Annotated in this window: 21 protein-coding genes; 8 read left to right on the forward strand and 13 right to left on the reverse strand. The window is 73.5% G+C overall.

What is annotated here, in order from left to right; genetic code table 11:
• Positions 1–9 precede the first annotated feature (9 nt).
• Together ACQCO7_RS04160 and ACQCO7_RS04165 are read left to right on the forward strand one after the other, a co-directional pair.
• Positions 10–534 (forward strand): hypothetical protein, encoded by a 525-nt coding sequence (locus tag ACQCO7_RS04160; protein WP_464070506.1) that lies wholly within the window; start codon positions 10–12, stop codon positions 532–534.
• A 15-nt stretch (positions 535–549) separates the two neighbouring features.
• The gene (locus ACQCO7_RS04165; protein ID WP_464070507.1) at positions 550–861 is read left to right on the forward strand and encodes a DUF6191 domain-containing protein; all 312 of its coding nucleotides are present in this window, start codon (positions 550–552) and stop codon (positions 859–861) included.
• A gap of 2 nt (positions 862–863) precedes the next feature.
• Here the strand turns inward: ACQCO7_RS04165 and ACQCO7_RS04170 are convergent, their stop codons facing one another.
• The 5 genes from ACQCO7_RS04170 to ACQCO7_RS04190 all read right to left on the reverse strand — a co-directional run bounded on the left by ACQCO7_RS04170 (position 864) and on the right by ACQCO7_RS04190 (position 8,797).
• Entirely contained in the window at positions 864–1,307 is a 444-nt protein-coding gene (locus ACQCO7_RS04170; protein WP_464070508.1) for an RpiB/LacA/LacB family sugar-phosphate isomerase, read from the reverse strand.
• A 43-nt stretch (positions 1,308–1,350) separates the two neighbouring features.
• Positions 1,351–4,257: an ATP-binding SpoIIE family protein phosphatase gene (locus ACQCO7_RS04175; protein ID WP_464070509.1), complete on the reverse strand. Its 2,907-nt coding sequence runs from the start codon at positions 4,255–4,257 to the stop codon at positions 1,351–1,353.
• A gap of 139 nt (positions 4,258–4,396) precedes the next feature.
• Positions 4,397–5,569, reverse strand: a complete 1,173-nt coding sequence (locus tag ACQCO7_RS04180; RefSeq protein WP_464070510.1) for a winged helix DNA-binding domain-containing protein — start codon at positions 5,567–5,569, stop codon at positions 4,397–4,399.
• A gap of 391 nt (positions 5,570–5,960) precedes the next feature.
• Positions 5,961–7,247, reverse strand: a complete 1,287-nt coding sequence (locus ACQCO7_RS04185; protein WP_464070511.1) for an MFS transporter — start codon at positions 7,245–7,247, stop codon at positions 5,961–5,963.
• Positions 7,248–7,402: 155 nt separating this feature from the next.
• Positions 7,403–8,797 carry a M20/M25/M40 family metallo-hydrolase gene (locus tag ACQCO7_RS04190; protein ID WP_464070512.1) on the reverse strand — a complete coding sequence of 465 codons (1,395 nt, stop codon included), beginning with the start codon at positions 8,795–8,797 and terminating at the stop codon, positions 7,403–7,405.
• A gap of 128 nt (positions 8,798–8,925) precedes the next feature.
• Here ACQCO7_RS04190 and ACQCO7_RS04195 point away from each other — a divergent pair, with 128 nt between their 5' ends.
• From ACQCO7_RS04195 to ACQCO7_RS04205, 3 genes are all read left to right on the forward strand, one after another.
• A complete protein-coding gene (locus tag ACQCO7_RS04195) occupies positions 8,926–9,819 on the forward strand; it encodes a LysR family transcriptional regulator (RefSeq protein ID WP_464077144.1) in 894 nt (297 codons plus the stop codon).
• 99 nt (positions 9,820–9,918) lie between these two features.
• Positions 9,919–10,068, forward strand: a complete 150-nt coding sequence (locus ACQCO7_RS04200) for a hypothetical protein (RefSeq protein ID WP_464070513.1) — start codon at positions 9,919–9,921, stop codon at positions 10,066–10,068.
• Positions 10,068–10,736 (forward strand): TetR/AcrR family transcriptional regulator, encoded by a 669-nt coding sequence (locus ACQCO7_RS04205; RefSeq protein WP_464070514.1) that lies wholly within the window; start codon positions 10,068–10,070, stop codon positions 10,734–10,736. Before ACQCO7_RS04200 ends, ACQCO7_RS04205 begins: the two co-directional genes overlap by 1 nt.
• 13 nt (positions 10,737–10,749) lie before the next feature.
• On the opposite strand, the gene ACQCO7_RS04210 is transcribed toward ACQCO7_RS04205, so the two are convergent.
• Complete coding sequence (locus ACQCO7_RS04210; protein ID WP_464070515.1) at positions 10,750–12,045, reverse strand: tetratricopeptide repeat protein; 1,296 nt, start codon at positions 12,043–12,045, stop codon at positions 10,750–10,752.
• Positions 12,046–12,273: 228 nt separating this feature from the next.
• Between ACQCO7_RS04210 and ACQCO7_RS04215 the strand changes: the two genes are divergently transcribed.
• Positions 12,274–13,116, forward strand: a complete 843-nt coding sequence (locus tag ACQCO7_RS04215) for an SDR family NAD(P)-dependent oxidoreductase (protein ID WP_464070516.1) — start codon at positions 12,274–12,276, stop codon at positions 13,114–13,116.
• 270 nt (positions 13,117–13,386) lie between these two features.
• Here the strand turns inward: ACQCO7_RS04215 and ACQCO7_RS04220 are convergent, their stop codons facing one another.
• Both ACQCO7_RS04220 and ACQCO7_RS04225 read right to left on the reverse strand, forming a co-directional pair.
• Positions 13,387–14,106, reverse strand: a complete 720-nt coding sequence (locus ACQCO7_RS04220; protein ID WP_464070517.1) for a TetR/AcrR family transcriptional regulator — start codon at positions 14,104–14,106, stop codon at positions 13,387–13,389.
• The gene (locus ACQCO7_RS04225) at positions 14,093–14,548 is read right to left on the reverse strand and encodes a DUF1569 domain-containing protein (protein WP_464070518.1); all 456 of its coding nucleotides are present in this window, start codon (positions 14,546–14,548) and stop codon (positions 14,093–14,095) included. Before ACQCO7_RS04225 ends, ACQCO7_RS04220 begins: the two co-directional genes overlap by 14 nt.
• A gap of 59 nt (positions 14,549–14,607) precedes the next feature.
• Here ACQCO7_RS04225 and ACQCO7_RS04230 point away from each other — a divergent pair, with 59 nt between their 5' ends.
• Positions 14,608–16,002 (forward strand): aldehyde dehydrogenase family protein, encoded by a 1,395-nt coding sequence (locus ACQCO7_RS04230; RefSeq protein ID WP_464070519.1) that lies wholly within the window; start codon positions 14,608–14,610, stop codon positions 16,000–16,002.
• Between the two features lie 64 nt (positions 16,003–16,066).
• The gene (locus ACQCO7_RS04235) at positions 16,067–16,483 is read left to right on the forward strand and encodes a VOC family protein (RefSeq protein WP_464070520.1); all 417 of its coding nucleotides are present in this window, start codon (positions 16,067–16,069) and stop codon (positions 16,481–16,483) included.
• On the opposite strand, the gene ACQCO7_RS04240 is transcribed toward ACQCO7_RS04235, so the two are convergent.
• From ACQCO7_RS04240 to ACQCO7_RS04260, 5 genes are all read right to left on the reverse strand, one after another.
• The gene (locus tag ACQCO7_RS04240) at positions 16,480–16,941 is read right to left on the reverse strand and encodes a VOC family protein (RefSeq protein WP_464070521.1); all 462 of its coding nucleotides are present in this window, start codon (positions 16,939–16,941) and stop codon (positions 16,480–16,482) included. The genes ACQCO7_RS04235 and ACQCO7_RS04240 overlap by 4 nt on opposite strands.
• 110 nt (positions 16,942–17,051) lie before the next feature.
• Positions 17,052–17,330, reverse strand: a complete 279-nt coding sequence (locus ACQCO7_RS04245) for a WhiB family transcriptional regulator (RefSeq protein WP_464070522.1) — start codon at positions 17,328–17,330, stop codon at positions 17,052–17,054.
• A 34-nt stretch (positions 17,331–17,364) separates the two neighbouring features.
• Positions 17,365–17,871, reverse strand: a complete 507-nt coding sequence (locus ACQCO7_RS04250) for a DUF6328 family protein (RefSeq protein WP_464070523.1) — start codon at positions 17,869–17,871, stop codon at positions 17,365–17,367.
• 28 nt (positions 17,872–17,899) lie between these two features.
• Positions 17,900–19,744: a transketolase gene (locus ACQCO7_RS04255; RefSeq protein WP_464070524.1), complete on the reverse strand. Its 1,845-nt coding sequence runs from the start codon at positions 19,742–19,744 to the stop codon at positions 17,900–17,902.
• Positions 19,745–19,753: 9 nt separating this feature from the next.
• The gene (locus ACQCO7_RS04260) at positions 19,754–19,978 is read right to left on the reverse strand and encodes a DUF6458 family protein (protein WP_464070525.1); all 225 of its coding nucleotides are present in this window, start codon (positions 19,976–19,978) and stop codon (positions 19,754–19,756) included.
• Positions 19,979–20,209 lie beyond the last annotated feature (231 nt).

A 20,209-nucleotide genomic window follows, 5' to 3' on the forward strand; every position in this document is an offset into this window, starting at 1 on the left:
GGTGATCGTGTGACGGATGTCAGGGTGCGGGTGCTCGAAGGCCCGCTGCGCACGGAGTGGTTCATCGGCGTGACGATGTTCAGCTGGGTCGCCATGACCGTCGCCGGGGTGAGCGGCCTGTTCGGGGCGGCTCCGGCGGGACCGGCGATCGCGGGAAGTCTGGGGCTGCCGTTCCTGCTGCACTTCGCGCTGCGCGGGCGGTTCGCGGTGCGGTTCGACGAGACCGGGGTGACCGTGCTGCGGCCCTGGTCGCGGCGGCGTGCCGGGTGGGACGAGGTGACCGGGGTGGGGTTTCGGCGGCTGCCGCTCGCCGAGGACGACACCGAGCGGTGGGCCGTGTCGGTCCTCGCGGGCGGACGGTCGCTGCCGCTGGTGACCGTCGAGGACGCGGTCGACGCGGACCGGCCCTCGCGGGACCTCCTCGAACACCACGGGCGGCTCTTCGCACCGCTCGCGAAGCAGGGCTTCCGCCCCGAAGAACCCGCGGAGCGCCGCTACTTCGACCGCGCGGTGGGGTCGTTGTCCGTGGGCTGACCCATACTGGGCGGCATGGAATTCGTCGTCTTCATGACTCTGCCGGGGCTGGTCGTCATCCTGACCGCGATCGCCTTCACCGATCAGCTCCTGCTGCGCGCGGGCCGCGCCGGATTCCTCCCCTGGCGCAACTCCGCGCGCCAGGGCCAGATCTCGGCGACCGGCTTCGAGCAGCTCCACGCGGCGCTGTCGCCGGGCAAGCAGAGCGAGCTGAAGGAACGCCAGTCGTCGCTGGTCCTGCGGGACGACGAGGGGGACGGCGCGCCGCCGCACCGTACGACGGTCGATCTGGACGGGGGCCGGGCGGTCGTGCGAATACGTCGCTGAGGTCAGCGTCCGTCGAGCCGCGCCACGTGTTCGACGTTCCCCCGGTCCTCGGCGTCCTCGCTGGCCTCGGCCGTGAACCAGGCGTCCAGGATCTCCTTGAGGAGCGGCTCTGAGGTGAGGCGCAGTCCCAGCGCGAGGGCGTTGGCGTCGTTCCAGCGGCGGGCGCCGTCGGCGGTGTAGGCGTCGGTGCACAGGGCGGCGCGCACGCCGGGGACCTTGTTCGCGGCGATGGAGGCGCCGGTGCCGGTCCAGCAGCAGACGACGGCCTGGTCGGCGCGTCCCTCGGCGACGTCCCGCGCGGCGGCCTCGGAGCAGACCGCCCACTGGGGGTCGGCGCCTTCCCGCAGCGCGCCGTACAGGGTCACGTCGTGGCCGCGTCCCCGCAGTTCGGCGACGAGGGCGCGGGCGACGGGTTCGTCCATGTCGGAGGAGACGGAGATGCGCATGGGGCCAGCGTACTGAGCGGACGGAGGGTGCCTGCCAGGGTGCCTACCAGTCGTCGCCGAACGGCAGCTTGTCCAAGTCGCCGTCGAAGTCCGCGAACTCGGGGAGTATCTCGGCGTCGGCGAACCCGGGGAGGACCCCCGAGCCGTCGACGGGCTGTTCCGTCCAGATGCACTTGCCGGTCGCCGTGTACCGCGTCCCCCACCGGTGCGCGAGCGCCGAGACGAGCTGGAGCCCCCGGCCCCCCTCGTCGGTGTCGGTGGCCCGCCGGATGCGCGGCATGGTGAGGCTCCCGTCGAAGACCTCGCAGACGAGGTCGGTGCCGTGCAGGAGCCGCAGGCGGGCGGGGCCGCGCGCGTGCCGTACGACGTTGCCGACGAGTTCGCTGACGAGGAGTTCGGTGGTCGGGATGAGGTCGTCGAGGTGCCAGGCGGTGAGCTGGTCGCGGACGTGGCCGCGGGCCTGTCCGGCGGCGCGGGGGTCGTCCGGCAGCGACCAGGACGCGATCTTCCCGGCGGGCAGCCCGTGCAGCCGGGCGACGAGGAACGCGGCGTCGTCGGCGGCCTGCTGGTCGGCGGGGAGGAGTTCGGCGGTGAGGCGGTCGCAGAGCGCTTCGAGGTCGGCGGCGGTCCCGTCGCGGTGCGCGGTGCGCAGGAGCTGTCCGAGGTCGGCCATGCCCTGGTCGACCTCGCGGGTCGCGGACTCGACGAGGCCGTCGGTGTACAGGACGAGCAGGCTGCCTTCGGGGACGGCGAGTTCGACGGTCTCGAAGGGCGGCCTCGCGGCGCCGAGCGGCGGGTCGACGACGTCGTCCGGGAAGTGGACGGTGCCGTCGGGGTGGACCAGCGCGGGCGGCGGGTGCCCGGCGCGGACGATGGAACAGGTCTGGGTGGTGGAGTCGTACAGGGCGTACAGGCAGGTGACGTACGACCGTTCGCCCATCGCGCCGACGATGTCGTTGAGGTGGCCCATGATCTCGTCGGGCGGGAGTTCCAGGTCGGCGAGGGTGTGGACGGCCGTCCGGAGCCGTCCCATGGTGACCGCCTCGGACAGGCCGTGGCCCATGACATCGCCGACGACGAGGGCGACCTGGCCGCCGGAGAGCGGGATGATGTCGTACCAGTCGCCGCCGACGTCCATGCCCTGGCCCGCGGGGAGGTAGCGGGCGGCGGCGGTGCAGGCGGGCAGGTCGGGCAGGGCGTCCGGCAGGAGGCTGCGCTGGAGTTCGCGGGACCGGGTGTGCTCGGCGTCGTAGAGGCGGGCGCGCTCCAGGGCCTGGGCGACGAGCGCGCTGATGGTGGCCAGCAGGGTGCGTTCCTCGTCGGTGAGGCGGCGCGGCCGGTCGAAGGCGACGACGCAGATCCCGAAGGTCTTGCCGGAGGCGGTGAGCGGCAGGAACGCCCACGCTTCTTTCCCGGCGCGCTCGGGCATGCCCGCCAACTGGGGTGAGCGCTCGACGAGTTCGCGGGCGGTGGACAGGAACAGGGGGGTGCCGTGGGTGACGGCGTCCCAGGAGGGGTCGCGCGGGGCGCGGCGGCGGCCTTCGACCTCGGCGAGGAACGCGTCGGGGTAGCCGACGGCGCCGACGTTGTGCAGCCGGTCGTCCTCGATGACCTGAACGAGGAGCCCGGAGGCGGCGAACGGCGGCAGCACCCGGCGCGCGACCGCCTCGACGACGTCGGCGGAGGTGGTCGCCTTGGCGAGGGCGGCCGTCAACTCGGCGATGCGCGCGGCGCGTTGGGAGGCGGCACGCTCCCCCGCGCGGCGTTCGTCGGCGAGGCGGCGCTTCTCCGTGACGTCGGTGAAGTACAGCGTGCGTCCGTCGGGGCCGGGGACGAGGCGCAGGTGGTAGCGGCGACACGTGTCGCTGGGATGGATGTCGAACTCGGTGGGTCTCTCCTCGGCGGCGGCCTTGCGGCAGCGCTGTTCGAGGCCGGGGACGTACCGGACGGCGGGGACGTCCCACAGGGTGCGGCCGAAGAGTTCCTCCTCGGTGAGGCCGAAGGTGCGCTCGGCCTCCAGGTTGGCGAAGGTGATCCGCCAGTCGTCGTCGACGGCGAGGAAGCCGTCGCTCATGTGCCGCAGGGCGCGGCCGAGGGCGTCGCGGCCGGGCCGGGAGTCGTCGCTGTCCCAGGCCATGCCGATGAGCCGGTGCGGCTCGCCGTCCGCGTGGTACGTCGCCTTGCCGCGCGTGCGGGTCCAGCTCCAGCCGCCGTCCAGGGCGCGCACCCGGTACTCGGCCTCGAACACGGCGTGGTCGCGGACCGCGCGTTCGGCGAGGGTGAGGGTGGGGGCGAGGTCGTCCGGGTGGACGACGCGGATCCAGCTGTCGATGTGGCCGGTGAAGTCGGCGGGGCGCGTGCCGTACAGCTCCATCGCCGCCTCGTCCCAGCTCAGCGCGCCGCTGGTGAGGTCCCAGTCCCAGGCGCCGACCCGGGCCTCCTTGAGGGCCTGGCGCAGCCGGGTGTGCTGTTCGCCGCGCGGCCGGTGGGTGAGCGGCGGGGCCTGGCCCATGCGTTCCTCGGCCCAGGAGACGAGGGAGCGCAGGTACGACCACTGCGCGGCCGTGGGCTGGCCGGAGTCTCCGGTGAGGAGGGTGAGGGCGCCGATGCTGTGCTCGCCCCGGTACAGCGGGAGGGCGGCGAGGCCGGTGCCGGGCCAGGCGGGGTCGGTGGCGTCGCCGGGGAGCGGGTCCCAGACGCCGCTGCCCCGGTGCAGGGCGCGGGCGGGGGCCAGCGGGCCGTTGTGGTCGACGATCTCCCAGGTCCGGGTGAGGGCGGACGGCAGGCCGGTCGAGGAGACCAGGCGCAGCGGGGACTTGAGGCCGCGCAGGTGGATCGTGCCACCGAGGGCGCCCAGCTCGGCCACGGCGTGCTGGAGGGCCAGTCGGAAGACTTCGCTCTCCGGGATGCCGGGACCTACCGTGCCGAGCAAAGCCAACCGCGCGTTCATGCTGGGAACCTTATCGTTCACGTCTCGGACGGAAGCGTGCTTCGCAGAATTCTCACCGGTCACGGGGGGTTGGCGCTATACGGAGGGCAACCCCGTTTCGTTCCCCGGCACTTCGGGCGGTGTCTTTCGACGGTGCCTTTCAGAGGGTGCCTTCGTACAGGCGCCGTTCGACCGGTGTACGGAAGCTGGCGCGGACGCGGGTGTCGCCGAACCATGCCTTGAGGCGCTCGGCCTCCGCCGTGACCGCCGCCGCGCTGATCCCCTGGTCGAACAGGTGGGTCGCGATCTCGCCGTCCGCGCGCTGGGACCAGACGCCGACGACCTCGCCGTCCCACCAGACCGTCGGGCCGATGTTGCCGTTGGTGTCGAACAGGTCTGCGGTCAGGGCGGGTTGGAGGTACCAGTCGCGGTGCCGCCAGCCCATGGGGGTGGGGTCGAGGGCGGGCAGGAGGGCGATGCCGGGGTCCACGGGCTCGGGGGTCTCCAGGTCGGCGGGGAGGGCGTGGCCCTCGCCGTGGTCCAGGGCGACCGGGATCGCGCCGGTCTCCGCGAGGGCCTTGCGGGTGTCGGTGAGGTTCCAGCCCGTCCACCATTTGACGTCCTCGGTGGTGGCCGGGCCGAACACCTCCAGGTAGCGGGTGACCAGCGCCGCCCTCGCCTCGGGCGCCGACAGCTCCGGGTGCGGTTCGACGAGCCGCCAGCGGAACTGCGACGACGCCCAACTCCCCAGCGGGCGCCCGCGCCTGATCCGGTTCTCCGCCGCCATCACGCCGAGGAACCGGTTCGCGATCTTCGGCCGCGCCTCGTATTTCTTGCCGGGCGACTGCACGATCCGCTCGCTCAACTCCGGTACGGCGTCGGAGAGCTGACTCGCCGTCGCCTCGCCGAGGCCGGTGAGCGCGGCCACGACCTCGCGTTCGACGGCCGTGAACCTGTCCTCGTCGTAGCCGAGTTGCTCGGCCAGCACCTTGAGGAGGTCCCGGCGCAGGCGGGCGGCGACCGGGCGGGCGGCTGCGGCGTCGACGACCGGGGCGAGGTCGCGGGGCACCACGAACACCGTGCGCCTCATGCACAGCATCCGCACCAGGGTGCCGTCTTCGTACTGGGCCCGCTCCAACTCGCCGACGGACGGGTTCTCCTGACGTGCGGCCACCGAGAGGTAGACGCTCGCCGGGTCCGTCGCGTGCAGGCACAGCACCGACTCGACGACCTCCTCCGGGGTGGCCGCACGCAGGGAGGGGGCGAGCCGGTGCCGGGTGACGAGGAGGGCACGGCGGTGGGCGTCGGTGAGCCTGGGGAGGGGGGTGGTCATGGCGCCGGAGGATACCGGGTGGGGGGGGCGGCTACCGGCGGGTCGGTCGGGGTGGGGGGCGTGGAGACAGCGGCAGGCCGGCACGGACGGGGCGACCGGCTGACGCTGCTCGGCCGCACGCCGGAAGGTACCGCTTCGCGGGGAGGGACGACCGGCGAGCCGCCCGAGACCGGTCCGCCTGAGGACAGCGGCAGGCCGGCGCCCGGACGAGGCGGCCGACGGGCGCTGCTCGGCCGACGGCCACCGGCAAGCGCATCCCGCCCGGGCGGCCACCAGCGAGCCGACACGCATCGCTCGGCAGCAGCCGCGATCGAGCGCAGGTCGGCCGGCAGCCGTCGACGCGTCTGCGCGCTCATTCCGCCCGGCGGCCACCGGGGCCTCGCCGGTCCCCTCAGCGGATGCCTCCCACCCGTACCGCCGCCCCCAGCGCCGCCACGCTCAGCAGGGCCGTACTCAGGAGGTAGTACCCGGGAGCTACTCCCGACCCCGTCGCCTGGGTCAGGGCCGCCGCGATCGTCGGGGTGAAGCCGCCGAAGACCGCGACGGTCGTGTTGTAGCTGAAGGAGAGGCCGGTGGCGCGGGCATGGGCGGGGAACGCGTCGGCCATCACCGAGGGGAGCGTGCCGAAGTAGACGGACTTCAGCAGGCCGAGGATCGTCGTGCACAGGGCGAGCGTCAGGAACGTCGGGGACGCCGTGAGCCACAGGAACAGGGGGACCGCCGAGACGCCGAGGAGCAGCGCGGCCGGGACCATGAGGCGCAGCCGGCCGTACCGGTCGCCGAGCAGGCCGACGACGGGCGTGACGAACGTGAGGACGGCCCCGGCGATGAGGAGCGCGGTGAAGGAGAGCGAGTCGTCGAGGCCGAGTTCGTCGATCCCGTACGTCGGGAGGTACTGGAGCATGAAGTTCACGGCCGTCGACACGACCAGGAGGCCCCCGGCGATCAGCAGTCCCCGCCAGTGGTCGCGGAACACCGTCAGGATCGGCGACTTGGCCTGCGGCTCGCGCGGGGCCGCCGGGGAGTCCTCGACGTACCGCCGCACGAAATACCCGACGGGACCGATCAACAGGCCGAAGACGAAGGGGACCCGCCACCCCCACGCGTCCATCTGCCCGGTGCTCAGTACGGCGGTGAGCCCCGCCGCGAACCCGGCCGCCATCAGCGTCGACAGCCCCTGGCTCGCGAACTGGAAGCTGCCGAGAAAGCTCTTGCGGCGCTCGTCCTGCTCGACGAGGAACGAGGTCGCCGCCCCGAACTCGCCGCCCGCCGCGAACCCTTGGCAGAGCCGGGCGACGACGACGCCGACGGTCGCGGTGATGCCGAGCGTGTCGTAGCCGGGCATGACCGCGAGCATCAGCGTGCCGAGGACCATGAGCCGGATCGACAGCATCAGGGCCTTCTTGCGGCCGTGCCGGTCGGCGTACGCGCCGAGCAGGAGCCCGCCGAGGGGCCGGATCAGGTAGGTGACCCCGAACACGGCGTACGCCTGGACGAGTTGGACGCCGGGGTCGCCGCCGGGGAAGAACGTGCGGCCGATGTGCGCGGCCATCAGCGCGTACACCGCGAGGTCGAACCATTCGAGGGCGTTGCCGATGGTCGCCGCCGCGATGGCCCTGGTGGCGCTCCGGCGGACGGGGGCGGCGGTGTGGGTGGACTGCGGGGAGGGAGCGGTCACGGGGAGGGGTCCTTCCGGCGGGCCGAGGCGGGGAGGGGGACGGGGAGGCGTGCGGGGCCGGAGGTACTACGGGTAGGGGGTACTACGGGCATGACGGGTCCGCCCGGTGGGAGTGCCATGGCCCCACCGGGTACTGCGCGGGGACTACCTGAGGACTACGCGCGGCGGGACTGCGCGCGGCTCGGCAGCGGATGGTCCGCCGTCGGATTCCCCAGCGCGTGCAGCAGCCCCGCGGTCAGCGCCAGCCCCTCCCGTGCGATCGGCGCGGGAAGGTGTTCGTCGGTGGCGTGCTGCCGGCAGCCGGGGTAGGAGTGCGGGAGCCAGAGCGTGGACAGGCCGAGTACGTCCGTGAAGACCGCGTTCGGCAGACCGCCGCCGATGTTGGGGAGGACGGCGACGGGCCGCCCGGCGGCGCGGTCGAGGACGGGCCGCGCCCACCGCACCCACGGATCGTCGAGCGGCGTACGACTCGCGGGGTACGTGCCGAGGGTGCTGACGTCGATCATCGGGTAACCGTGGGAGGCGAGGTGCGCGGCGACGGCAGCGGCGGCCCCCTCGGTCTCCGTACCGACGACGTGCCGGAGTTGCAGCACCGCGCGGGCCCGCCCGGGGATCGCGTTGACGGGGCGCCCGGCGTCGCCGGAGGAGAAGGCGATGACTTCGAGGGTGTTCCAGGCGTAGAGCCGTTCGGCGGGGGTGAGTCCGGGCTCCCCCCAGTGCGGGTCGGCGTCGACCTCGACCCCGGCGAGCGCCTCCCGCACCTCGGGGCTCACCGGCGGCGGCAGCAGCTCGGGGACGAGGATGCGGCCGTGTCCGTCGACGAGCGTCGCGATGGCCCCGGCGAGGGTGGTCGCCGGGTTGCGCAGGACGCCGCCCCGGTTGCCGGAGTGGTGGGAGCCGGGCCGCAGATCGACGTCGAGGAGGAGCTGTACGGCGCCCCGGGCGCCGAGGAACAGCGTCGGCGTCGTCTCGTCGAGGCGGGGCCCGTCGGAGGCGAGCAGGACGTCCGCCGCGAGCAACTCACGGTTGGCGGCGGCGAATTCGGTGAGCCCGGGGGAGCCGATCTCCTCGCCGGGGTCGAAGAGGAACGTCACGTTGAAGCCGAGGCGGCCCTGTTCGGCGAGAAGCAGCCGAAGCGCGGCGAGGTTGACGAGGTGTTGACCCTTGTTGTCGGCGGCGCCGCGCCCGTACCAGCGGTCGCCGTCGGCCGTGAGGGTCCACGGGTCGCGGTCCTCGCTCCACCGTCCGGCCATGCCCTCGACGACGTCGGCGTGGCCGTAGCACAGGACGGTCGGCAGCGCGGGGTCCTCGACGCGCCGTCCGACCAGGAAGGGACCGGCCGCCGGTGAGGGGTTCTCGTGCCGGGTGACGGTGCAGCCGAGGTCCGTCAGCGCGGGGGTCAGGATCTCGCCGAGGTATGCCTCCAGGGCAAGGCGGCCCTCGGGGAGCGCACTCTCCGTGGGGTACGCGACCATCGTCGCGAGTTCGGCGAAGAAGGCACCGGAGTCGACGAACTCCTCGGCCGCGCGGGCGAGTTTCTCGGGGGTCACGGGTGCTCTCTCCAAGGTTCCGGGGAGGTGTGGCATCAGCAGAGTAGGGCGGTTCGCGGTCTGCGACCATTGCCGTTTGTGACGTCCCACGTTCTCTTTTCGGCAACCCTCAGGAGGTTTTGGTGCAGATGCTGCCGGTGAACCTGGCGTATTTCCTCGAAGTGGCCCGCGCGGGTTCGGTGACGGAGGCCGCGCAGGGTCTGAACGTCGCGCCGTCGGCGGTCAGCCGGCAGATCGCCAAGCTGGAGTCGAGCCTCGGGGTGCCGCTGTTCGTCCGGCATCCGCGTGGCATGACACCGACCGAGGCGGGCCTTCGACTGCTGGCCCACGCGCGCCGCACTGAGGCCGAATCGGCCGCGCTGGTCGAGGAGTTGAGGAGCGGCGGGGGTGCTGCGGCGCGCAGTGTCGCCGTCGCCTGCTCGGAGGGGTTCGCTCGGCGCCTCGTCCCGCTCGCGATCGCCGGGCTGCGCCGCGACCATCCCGACGTGTCGTTCCGCATCGACGTCGTGCAGCGCCAGGAGGCGACGCGCCGGGTGGTGGAGGGGCTCGCGGACGTCGCGGTGACCTATGCGATGGGGCCGCAGGCCGACGTACGCGTCGAGTGCTCGGTGGTGGTGCCGGTGACCGCGCTCGTCCCGTACGGCCATCCGCTCGCCGGGCGCGACCGGGTGGGGCTCGCCGAACTCTGCGGGTATCCCCTGGCATTGGCCAACCCGGGGACCAGCCAGCGCGAGCTGTTCGACATCGGCGTACGCCTCGAAGGGCTGAGCGTGCGCCCGGCGCTGGTGTGCGACGCGCTCGCCCCGCAGTACGCGTTCGTCCGCGCGGGCGGCGGCATCGCCCTGGTCGGTGACCTGGGCGACCTCGACGACACGGGCCTCGCGCACGTCCGCGTGGACCACCCGGTGTTCCGCCAGCGGGAGGCACAGGTGCAGACGGCGGCGGCACGGAGACTGCCGTGGGCGGCGACCAGGTGCGCGGAACTGCTGACGGAGGCACTGTCGAAAGCGCCGGGGGCCTAGTCCCATCCGCCTACCCCTCCTCGGTCCCCAGGCCCTTACCGGTGCGGGCCCACGTCGTTAGCCTGAGCGGCCCATCCCGCCTTCCCCCCGAGGAGAACGGTGCCCGAGAGCGGCTTCGCCCATCTGTGCGCGCTGGACGTGCTGGAGAGGGACGTCCCCCGGCGGTTCGAGGTCGCGGGGGTGCCTCTCGCCGTCCCGGTGCGGGTCACGGACGGGCACGTGTACGTGTGCCTGCCGGACGAGGGCTGATGGACGGCGCCTCCGACGCCGCGCGCTCGGACGCCACCCGCAACCGGGAGCGCATCCTGGACGCCGCGCGCCGCCTGGTCGTCGAGCACGGTCCCGGGCACGTCACGATGCAGGAGGTCGCGGCCGAGGCCGGCGTCGGCAAGGGCACGCTGTTCCGGCGGTTCGGCGACCGGGACGGCCTGCTCGCCGCGCTCCTCGACGAGGCCGACGCGGACTTCCTGGAGGCGTGCACGTCCGGCCCTCCGCCGCTGGGACCGGGTGCGCCGCCCGTCGACCGGCTCACCGCGTTCGGCCACGCCCTCCTGGACCGGACGACCGTCGAGGGCGACCTCGGCCCCGCCCTCGCCCGTGTCCTTCAGCCGCAGCACCGCGACGCCTCCGTCCCGGGCCGCGCCTTCCAGACCCATGTCACGGGGCTCCTGTGCGAGGCGGGCGTCGAGGGCGACCACGAGCTGCTCGCCCGCGCGCTGATGTCCTTCCTGAGCTGGGAGACGATCGACTACCTCGACCGGCGCGCGATCCCGACGGCCCGCCTGTACGCGGCGTGGGCGGACCTGGTCCGCCGCGTGCTGTGCCTGTCCGGGGCTGAGCCACGGGGCCTGAGCGGCGAGGTGGGCCGGTCCGGGCCCGCGTCGCCGGACGGTTCCGCCCCCTCACTGCCGAGGTGACGGTTTTGCCCGCTCACGACGGAGTGCGCCGCGCCCCCCGCGCCCGTTCCAGCACCCCCGCCGCCGCCCGGTTGCGGGCGTGCGGGCGCAGCCGGGCCAGCAGGGTGCGCAGCCGGGTGTCCGCCCGGTCGCTGGCGATCACCGGGTACGTGTCGAGGAAGGTGTGCGCCACCGCGCAGGCCCGGTCGAGGTGGCCGATGTCCAGGTGCGTCAGGGCCAGGTCGGCGAGCGTGATGGCCGTGGACCGCCGTTCGTCCGGCGGCCGGTGGCGCAGCGAGGTCTCCAACGCCCGTACGGCCGACCGGTGGTCGCCTCGCGCCCGGTGCACGTACGCCTGTTGCAGGGCGAGCGCGCCGGGGTGGAACGCGCCGGTCGGCAACTCCCCCGCGCCGCCCGCGCGTTCGAGGCAGCGTTCGGCCTGGGCCAGCCTCGCGAGGCAGGCCGCGTCACCGGCGGCGGCCTCCGCGACCGCCAACTGGCCGAGGAAGAAGGCGTGTTGCCGGGGCGGGGCATGCCGGACGCCGATCCGGGCGGCGTCCCACGCGAGCGCCCGTGCCTCTGCGGTGTGGCCCAACTGGTGGGCCTGAACGCTGAGTCCGCGCAGCGCGACCGCGTGTCCGACCCGGTCCCCGACCTCGTCCGCGAGCCTCGCGGCGGCCCAGTACATGCGCTGCGCCGGTGCGTGCCGGCCGCCGTCGTACGCGACGAAGCCGCACAGGTACGCCAACTGGGCGGCGACCTCGAAGAGTTCACGCCGGACGCCGGGTGGGGCGGAGCCGCGCAGCCAGGGGAGCAGGGTCGTGCCGAGGAACCTGCGCAGGGGTTCGCGGACCGCGCCGGAGCCGAAGACGTCGTCGCTGCGGGAGAGGACGATGAGGAGGTGGCGGGCGGATTCGACGTGGGGGGTGCCGATGCGGGTGCCGTCCGGCGGGGCGGGGTGGGAGGTGCCGGGCAGGAGTGTTCCTCCCGGGAGGTACGCCTCTCTCCGTCCGACCAGCCCCAACGCCCCGTCCAGCAGGGCCACTCCGCCCTCCCCCGCCTCAGGGTCTGCGGCCTCCGCGAGTCCGGTGTCGGTGGCGCGTAACCGTCTGCCGAGTCTCGTCGACAGCGCCTGTGCCACCAACTGAGGTGCGGGCGGGCGGGGTTGGGTTCCCGACAGCCAGTGCGACACCGCCGTACGGTCGTAGGTCAGCGTGAACCCCTGTGCCGTTCCCAGCGAGTTGACCTCCAGGGCCAGGCGGGCGCCCGACCAGCCGGACTCGGTGAGGAGTGCGCGCAGGGCTCGGTTCGGTGGTCTCAGTCGTCGCACGGTCACCCCCGACGGACGTTCAACGTCCGCTCGTGTTCAACACACCGGTCAGCGGTACGGGCGCCGGGTGCGGCCGGTGTCGTACAGGCTCAGGGTGCGTCCGTACGGGCGGTCGCGCGCAGTGCGCATCGGCGGCGCGTGCGGCTGCCGCGCACGCCGTCCGCCGGGGTGCGAGCGGCTCGTGGGACGCCGTTCCCTTCCGCTTCCCTGCTCCGAGAGGACTCCCCCATGACCTCGTCCCTTGATCTCTTCCGACTCGAAGGTGCCCGCGCCCTCGTCACCGGCGCCTCGCGCGGCATAGGCAAGGCGGTCGCCGAGGCGCTCGCGGACGCGGGGTGCGATCTGGTGGTGACCGCGCGGACGGCCGCCGCGCTGGAGGAGACCGTGCGGGAGGTGGAGGAGCGGGGGCGGAAGGTGACGGCCCTCGCCGGGGACCTCGGTCGGGCGGGGGTCGCGGCGGGGCTCGTGGAGCGGGCCGCCGAGAGGCTCGGGGGGCTCGACGTCGTCGTCCACAACGCGGGGGTGACGGCCGCGGACGCGGACGGCGGGATGCTGCTCGCCCAGCTCCAGGACCTGCCCGAGGCCGCCTGGGACCGGGTCGTCTCGGTCAACCTCGACGCGACCGCCGCGCTGTGCCGGACCGCGTACCCGTACCTCGCCGAGTCCGCGCGGGCGAGCCTGGTCCTGATGTCCTCGACGGCGGCCCTCCTCGGCGCCCCGCTCCTCGACTCGTACGCGGCGACGAAGGCCGCGCAGGTGTCGCTGGCGAAGAGCCTGGCGGTGGGGTGGGCGCGGCAGGGCATCCGCGTGAACGCGGTGTGCCCGGGGTGGACCCTCACCGACATGACGACGTTCGCGAGCGGGACGGACGCGCTGTCGGAGTGGCTGATGGGCCACGTGCCCATGGGCCGCTGGGCGACGGTCGAGGAGATCACCGGGTCGGTACTGTTCCTCGCGTCACCGGCGTCGTCGTACGTGACGGGGCACGCGCTGGTGGTGGACGGCGGGGTGTCGGTGCCGGACGGAGGGCTGGCGGGGTACCCGAAACCGGCGTCGCCGCTGGCGGGTTGAGCGGGCGGCTGGTACGGGGCGCGGGCGCGGATAGCCGGTTCCTGAACCACCGGGCGTCACACGTCACGGCCGGTTCGCGTCCCCATCGCCGGTCACCGTCACACATCGCGGCCGACCCGCGCCCCCAGTCACCAGCCGCCGTCCATCACACCCGGCCCGCGCCCGGGCGCACCGGCACACAGCACAACCCGCCGTTCCCCAAGTCGCCAACCATTACACGGCGCGGCAGCCCGTACCCGCCGCCCCGGTCGCCATCACGCCCCGCCGCCCTCACCCCTTCCCCCCGACCGCCCTCAGCAGAAACGGCAGCAACCGGTCCGCCGCCCCCTCCGCGTCGGCTGCCTCCGTGGGCCGTGCCGTGAGCAGTAGGCGGCTGACCATCGGGCCGATGACGAAGTCCGCGACCAGGTCGGCGTCCTCGACGGGGGCGATCTCGCCTCGGTCGACGGCCCGGCGGACGGCCTCCTCGACGCGGTCGCGTACCGGCGTCATGAACGCGGCGGTGAGGGCCTCGGCGAGGGTGACGTTGTGGGCGGCCTCGCCGATCAGGGCGCGCATGAGGCGGCCGTTCTCGCCGGTCAGGCCGGTGGCCTTGTCGCGCAGGAGGAGCCGGAGGTCGCCCTCCAGGCTGCCGGTGTCGGGCCGCTGCTCCAGATCCGCGGTGAAGGCGGCAGCCGCGGCGAGGACCAGCTCCTCCTTGGAGGACCAGCGCCGGTAGAGCGTCGCGGTGGAGACACCGGCACGGGCCGCGACGGCGGCGGTGGTCAGCCCGCCGTACCCGCTCTCGGCGAGAACGGCGAGGGTGGCGGCGAGGAGGGCGCGGTCGCGAGCGGCATCGCGGGGCCGCCCCCGGCGGGCGGGAGCGGGGGCAGCGCCGGACGCCTCCACCGAACCCGTGCCGGACGCCCTCACCGCGCCCCCACGGAACACCTCCGCCACCTCGCCGCCGGACGCCCCCGCCGCGCTCCCGCCGGGCTCAGCGTCGGACACCGGTCAGCCCCGGCAGATGCTCCGCGAGGTGGTACGCGTGCAGGCGGGCGTACTCGTCGTGCGTGCACGGGCCGTACGCCGGGTGCGGGGCGTGCGGGCCCGTGTGGGTCGTGAAGCGGGCCACCGCCTCCGCGAGGTCCGCGGCGGCCTCCGCGAGGGGGAGGTCCGGGTTCAGGGGCGGGGCGCCGTCGATCTCGGCCGTCAGGGAGTGCTTCATCGCGCCCCGGCTCAGGAAGACCCTCTTGGCGAGGGCGCCCGCCGTCGCGCGGAACACCGGTGATTTCAGGCGCGGGTAGCCCGTGACCGAGTAGCGGACGGTCTGGGCGCAGTGCTGGAGCGTCTGGGAGAGGTTCCAGGCCGCGTCCGTCTCCAGGAGGTCGCCCTCGGGGCGGTGGAGCTGTTCCAGGACGCGGTCGGTGAGGTCGGGCAGAGCGGGGGTCATGCGTACGAGAATACACGTATACGAAACGAAACATTTTCGTTTCGTATACCCTGGGCCTCATGCCCCTCGACACCCGCACCACACCCGACGCCGCGGTGACCGTCTCCCGCCTGAACGCCACCTTCGCGACCGGCCGCACCCGCCCCGCGAGCTGGCGCAAGGAGCAACTCCGCGCCCTGCGCGCCCTGTTGATCGACCGCCAGACCGAACTGTCGGACGCGCTCCACACCGACCTCGGCAAGAGCCCCCTGGAGTCGTACCTCACGGAACTCGGCTTCGTGGTCAACGAGATCGACCACACCCTGCGCCACCTGAACCGCTGGATGCGCCCGCGCCGCGTCGGCGTACCGATCTCGCTGGCCCCGGCCCGCGCGCGGACGGTACGCGAACCGCTGGGCACGGTCCTGATCGTCAGCCCCTGGAACTACCCCCTCCAGCTGGCGCTGGCCCCCCTCGTCGGCGCGCTCGCCGCAGGCAACTGCGCGGTCGTGAAGCCGAGCGAACTCGCCCCGGCGACGTCGGCGGCGCTCGCGCACTGGCTGCCGAAGGTGCTCGACCCGGACGCGGTGGCCGTCGTGGAGGGTGGCGTGCCGGAGACGACGGAGCTTCTGGAGCAGCGGTTCGACCACATCTTCTACACCGGCAACGGCGCGGTGGGCCGGATCGTGATGACCGCCGCCGCCCGCCATCTCACGCCGGTCACCCTGGAGTTGGGCGGCAAGTCGCCCGCAGTCGTCGAGCCCGGCACGGACCTCAGGGCCGCCGCGCACCGGATCGCGTGGGGCAAGTTCATGAACGCCGGTCAGACCTGTGTCGCCCCGGACTACGTCCTCGCGGTCGGGGACGCGGCGACCGAGATCGAGGAGCATCTCGCGGCGGCCGTACGGGAGATGTACGGGGAGCGGCCCGCCGAGAGCGCGGACTACGGGCGGATCGTCAACGAGCATCACTTCGAGCGGCTCACCGGCCTGCTCGGCGACGGCCGTACGGTCGTGGGCGGCGAGCACGACAAGGAGACGCGGTTCATCGCGCCGACCGTCCTCGCGGACGTGTCCCCCGAGTCGGCGGTCATGCGGGAGGAGATCTTCGGTCCGGTCCTGCCGATCGTGCGCGTGTCCGACCTGGACGCGGCGATCTCCTTCATCACCGCGCGGGACAAGCCGCTCGCGCTGTACGCGTTCGTCGGGTCGGGCCGCTCCAAGAAGCGGCTGGAGGCGGAGACGTCGTCCGGGGCGCTCGCGTTCGGGGTGCCCAACGCGCACCTCACCGTCCCCGGGCTGCCGTTCGGCGGGGTCGGGGAGAGCGGGGTCGGCCGCTACCACGGGTCCCACTCCATCGACACGTTCAGCCACCACAAGGCGGTACTGGACAAGCCGCTCCTGCTGGACCCGCTGCGGGTGGCGTATCCGCCGTTCACGCAGGTCAAGGAGCGGATCCTGCGGAAGCTGGTGTGACACCGCCGCGCCGTTGTCAGTGGGCCGCGTTACGGTGCGAAGCAACCGCACTTTGGAGGCTCGCATGGCTTCTCGGCTCAACCCCTACCTCACGTTCACCGGCGAGGCCCGGCAGGCGCTGGAGTTCTACGAGCAGGTCTTCGGCGGCACGCTGTCGCTGAACACGTACGGCTCCTTCGGCCAGGACGCCGGTCCCGACCTCGCCGACAAGATCATGCACGGCATGCTGGAGACCCCGGCCGGCTTCACCCTGATGTGCGCCGACAACCCGCCCGGCATGGCACCGCCCGCCGAGCACCGGTACTCGATCAGCCTCAGCGGTGACGACGACACCGAGCTGCGCGGCTGGTGGGAGAAGCTCTCCGCCGGCGGCTCGGTGTCGGTGCCGCTGGACAAGCAGATGTGGGGTGACGTGTTCGGCATGTGCACGGACCGCTTCGGCGTCCCGTGGATGGTCAACATCACCGCACCGCCGAGCTAGTCGAGGCAGAACTCGTTGCCCTCGGGGTCGGCCATGACCAGGAACCCGCCGCTGAGCGGAGGCTCGGGCTCGTGCCGGCGCAGCAGGGTCGCGCCGAGGGCGACGAGGCTCGCGCGCTTGGCCTCCAGCGCGGCCGTCCGGGCGTCGCCCTCAAGGCCAGGGGCCGCGCGGACGTCGAGGTGGACGCGGTTCTTGGCGGTCTTGCCCTCGGGCACGCGCTGGAAGAACAGCCGGGGCCCGCGTCCCTCCGGGTCCACGAGGGCCGACTTGTCGTTCCACTCCGCCTCGGGCACTCCGACCTTCGCGAGGAACTCGTCCCACGCGGCCAGCGCATCGTCCCCGTCGGCGAGTTGGACACCAGGCGGAGCGGGATACACGTACCCGAGGACCTCCCGCCAGAACTCGGCGAGGGCGCGGGGGTCGTGCGCGTCGAAGGTGACCTGGACGTCGAGACTCAACGGCGTACTCCGTTCGGTGCGGCTGATCGGCTCGACGACCACTCTGGCATCGGTCTAGGCCAGATCCTGACCTATTTCACCGGCACCCGCCTGTTTCACCGGCGCCCGGCTCACCCCAGCCGCTCACCCCCGGCCGCCTCCACCGGCACCCCGCCCCAGACCCCCGCCCTCTGATGCGTCTCCCGCGCCCACTCCGCGCACCGTGCCGCCACCGGGCAGCGGCGGCACACCCGGCGGGCCTCCTCCACCTGGTCGGCGCCGGGGCCGTTGAGGCTGATGGGGAAGAACAAGTCCGGGTCGGCGGCGTCGGCGCAGGCCGCGTCGCGCTGCCAGTCCATCCGGTTGTGCCCGCCGGTCTCGACATACCGTGCTCCGGGCTTGGCCCTCATGAGGTCCATCCTCCTCACAGATCGTTACGAATAGTCACTGCTTCTCCGCCTGCCCCACCCCTCCGCCACCATGCGGCGCGCCGGCTCTCCCCCGCGCCCACAGCGGCAGCAGGAGCCAGCAGAGCGCGAGCCACCCGGCCACCGGGACGGTCAGCCACGCGGCGAGGGTGTCGTCGACGACCGCGCGCAGGACGAGCAGGAGGGCGGACGTCATCGTGCCGAGCAGCAGGCCGAGGCCGAGGACGGTGAGGCGCGCGGCCCAGTCCACGGTCCGCGGCTTGGCCTGCCGGCCGGTGAGGATGCGGTGCAGGGCGACGGGCCCGATGAGCGCGCCGGTGGTGGCCGCCGCGAGGACGACCGTCACGACGTACAGCGCGCGGTCGGTGCCGGAGACGTCCGCGAACCCCGGCTGGAAGACGACGGCGAGCAGGAACGCGAAGAGGACCTGTACGCCGGTGAGGGCGACCCGCACCTCCTGGAGCAGGTCGTTCCACCGCCGGTCGGCCCGCTCGGCGGGGGTCTCCCGGCGGCCCTCGCTCATCGCAAGCCCTTCGCTCGCGCCGCTCCCCTCAGGAGACAACGGCCCGCCCCGTCAGCAGCATCACCGTCGCCGCGATGGCCTCCGCGTCGATCCCGGCCGCCCGCACCTGTTCTTCGAGTGTCGCCGACCCCGGCATGTCCCGCACCGCGAGCCGGACCAGCCTCGGCCGGGGGCGTCCGTCGGCGAAGGCGGCGGCGACGGCGTCCCCGAGGCCGCCCTCGGGGCGGTGGTCCTCGACGGTCAGCAGGCACCCGGTCGCCTCGGCCGCCGCCCTGAGCGCGACCTCGTCGACGGGCTTCACGGAGTACAGGTCGATCACCCGCACCGGAATCCCGACGGACTCCAGCAACTCCCCGGCGCGCAGGGCCTCGTGGACGGTCGCCCCCGCGCCGACGACCGTCACCCGGTCGTCGGGCCCGGACCGCAGCACCTTGGACCCGCCGACGGGGAACTCCTCGTCGGGGCCGTAGATCACCGGCATCGGGGAGCGGCAGGTCCGCAGGTAGCCGATGCCGGTCAGGTCGGCCATCTCCCGTACCAGGTGAGCGGTTTGGTGGGCGTCGCAGGGGTGCAGGACGGTCGAGCCGTGCACGGCCCGCATCATCGCCAGGTCTTCGAGCCCCATCTGGGAGGGCCCGTCCTCGCCGATGGAGACGCCCGCGTGCGAGCCGCAGAGCTGGACCGCGAGCCCGCTGACGGCGGCCATGCGGACGAAGTCGTGGGCCCGCGTGAGGAACGCGGCGAACGTCACCGCGTACGGCACATAGCCGCGTGCCCTCAACCCCACGGCCCCGGCGACGAGTTGCTGCTCGGCGATGTAGCACTCGAAGTACCGCTCGGGGTGGGCCTCCCCGAACACCCCCGCCTTGGTGGAGTCCCCGACCTCGCCGTCGAGCACGACGACGTCGTCCCGTTCCGAGCCGAGCGCGGCGAGGGCGTCCCCGAACGCGGCGCGCGTGGCGACCTGCTCGCCCAACTCGTACCGGGGCCAGGGGACATGCTGAGCCTTGGGCCGCTCGGGGCGCCGGCTCCCGACGGGCAGGGTGACACCGATCCGCGCGGACCGCACCCCGCCGAGTTCCTCGATGGCCCGCTCGGCGTCGGGCAGCGGCTTCCCGTGGTGTCCCTCCTTGTCCTCGACCCCGGCGACGCCCTTGCCCTTGAGGGTGCGGGCCAGAACCGCCGTGGGCCGCCCTTCGGTCGAAGCCGCCTCGCGGTACGCGGCGTCCACGGCGGCCACGTCGTGCCCGTCCACGGCGACCGTGTGCCAGCCGAACGCGGCCAGCCGCGCGGCGTACGCGTCGAGGTCCCAGCCGAGGCGGGTCGGGCCGCGCTGGCCGAGGCGGTTGACGTCGACGATCAGGGTGAGGTTGTCGAGGCGCTCGTGCCCTGCGTGCTCGACGGCCTCCCACACCGAGCCCTCCGCCAGCTCACTGTCCCCGCACACCACCCAGACCCGGTACGGGAGTTGGTCGAGGCGCTGACCGGCGAGGGCCATCCCGACGCCGACCGGCAGGCCCTGGCCGAGGGAGCCGGTCGCGACGTCGACCCACGGCAGGCGCGGGGTGGGATGGCCCTCAAGTCGGCTGCCCTCGCGGCGGAACGTGAGGAGTTCGGCCTCGTCCACCACCCCGGCCGCCCGGTACAGCGCGTACAGCAGGGGTGAGGCGTGGCCCTTGGAGAGGATCAGCCGGTCGTTGCCGGGGTGCGCGGGGTGCGCGAAGTCGTAGCGCAGGTGATGGGCGAGCAGGACCGCGCCGAGATCCGCCGCCGACATCGACGAGGTCGGGTGTCCCGAGCCCGCCGCCTGCGCGGCGCGTACCGCGTCCACCCTCAACTGCTGTCCCAGTTCGGCCAGTTCGTCGTACCGCATGTGAAGTCCTCACTCGTACGTGTGCGGGCCGCGGTCGTCCATGACCGGGGGCGTCGGCGGGACGATCACCCGCCTGCGGCGCGCGATGCTCGCGAACGTGAACGTGCCGATCACGCCGACCGCCATGAGGATCACGCCGATCAGGTCGAGGTTGACTCCTTCCACATCCCAGTCCGTCGCGAACGTGAGGATCGCTCCCACGGCGATCAGGCCGAGGCACCCTCCCAGTCCCATGAGTCCTGCTCCTTCCCTCCGGTACGCGTCACCGGATCCGGGCCGGGTACCCGCCGTGCGGCCACCGACACCGAGGAGTGGCTCCCCGTGGACATCGCCTTCCTGACGGCCCCCGAGGGCACCGAGCAGATCTAGCCGACCGCGCCGTGGCAGATCCTGGCCCAGCCTGTGCAACTCGGGCGCGACCTGGGTCGACGTACCCGTGCAGGTCTGCGGCCAGGGGCCGAACCC

This window comes from Streptomyces saintjeani (assembly GCF_055409605.1).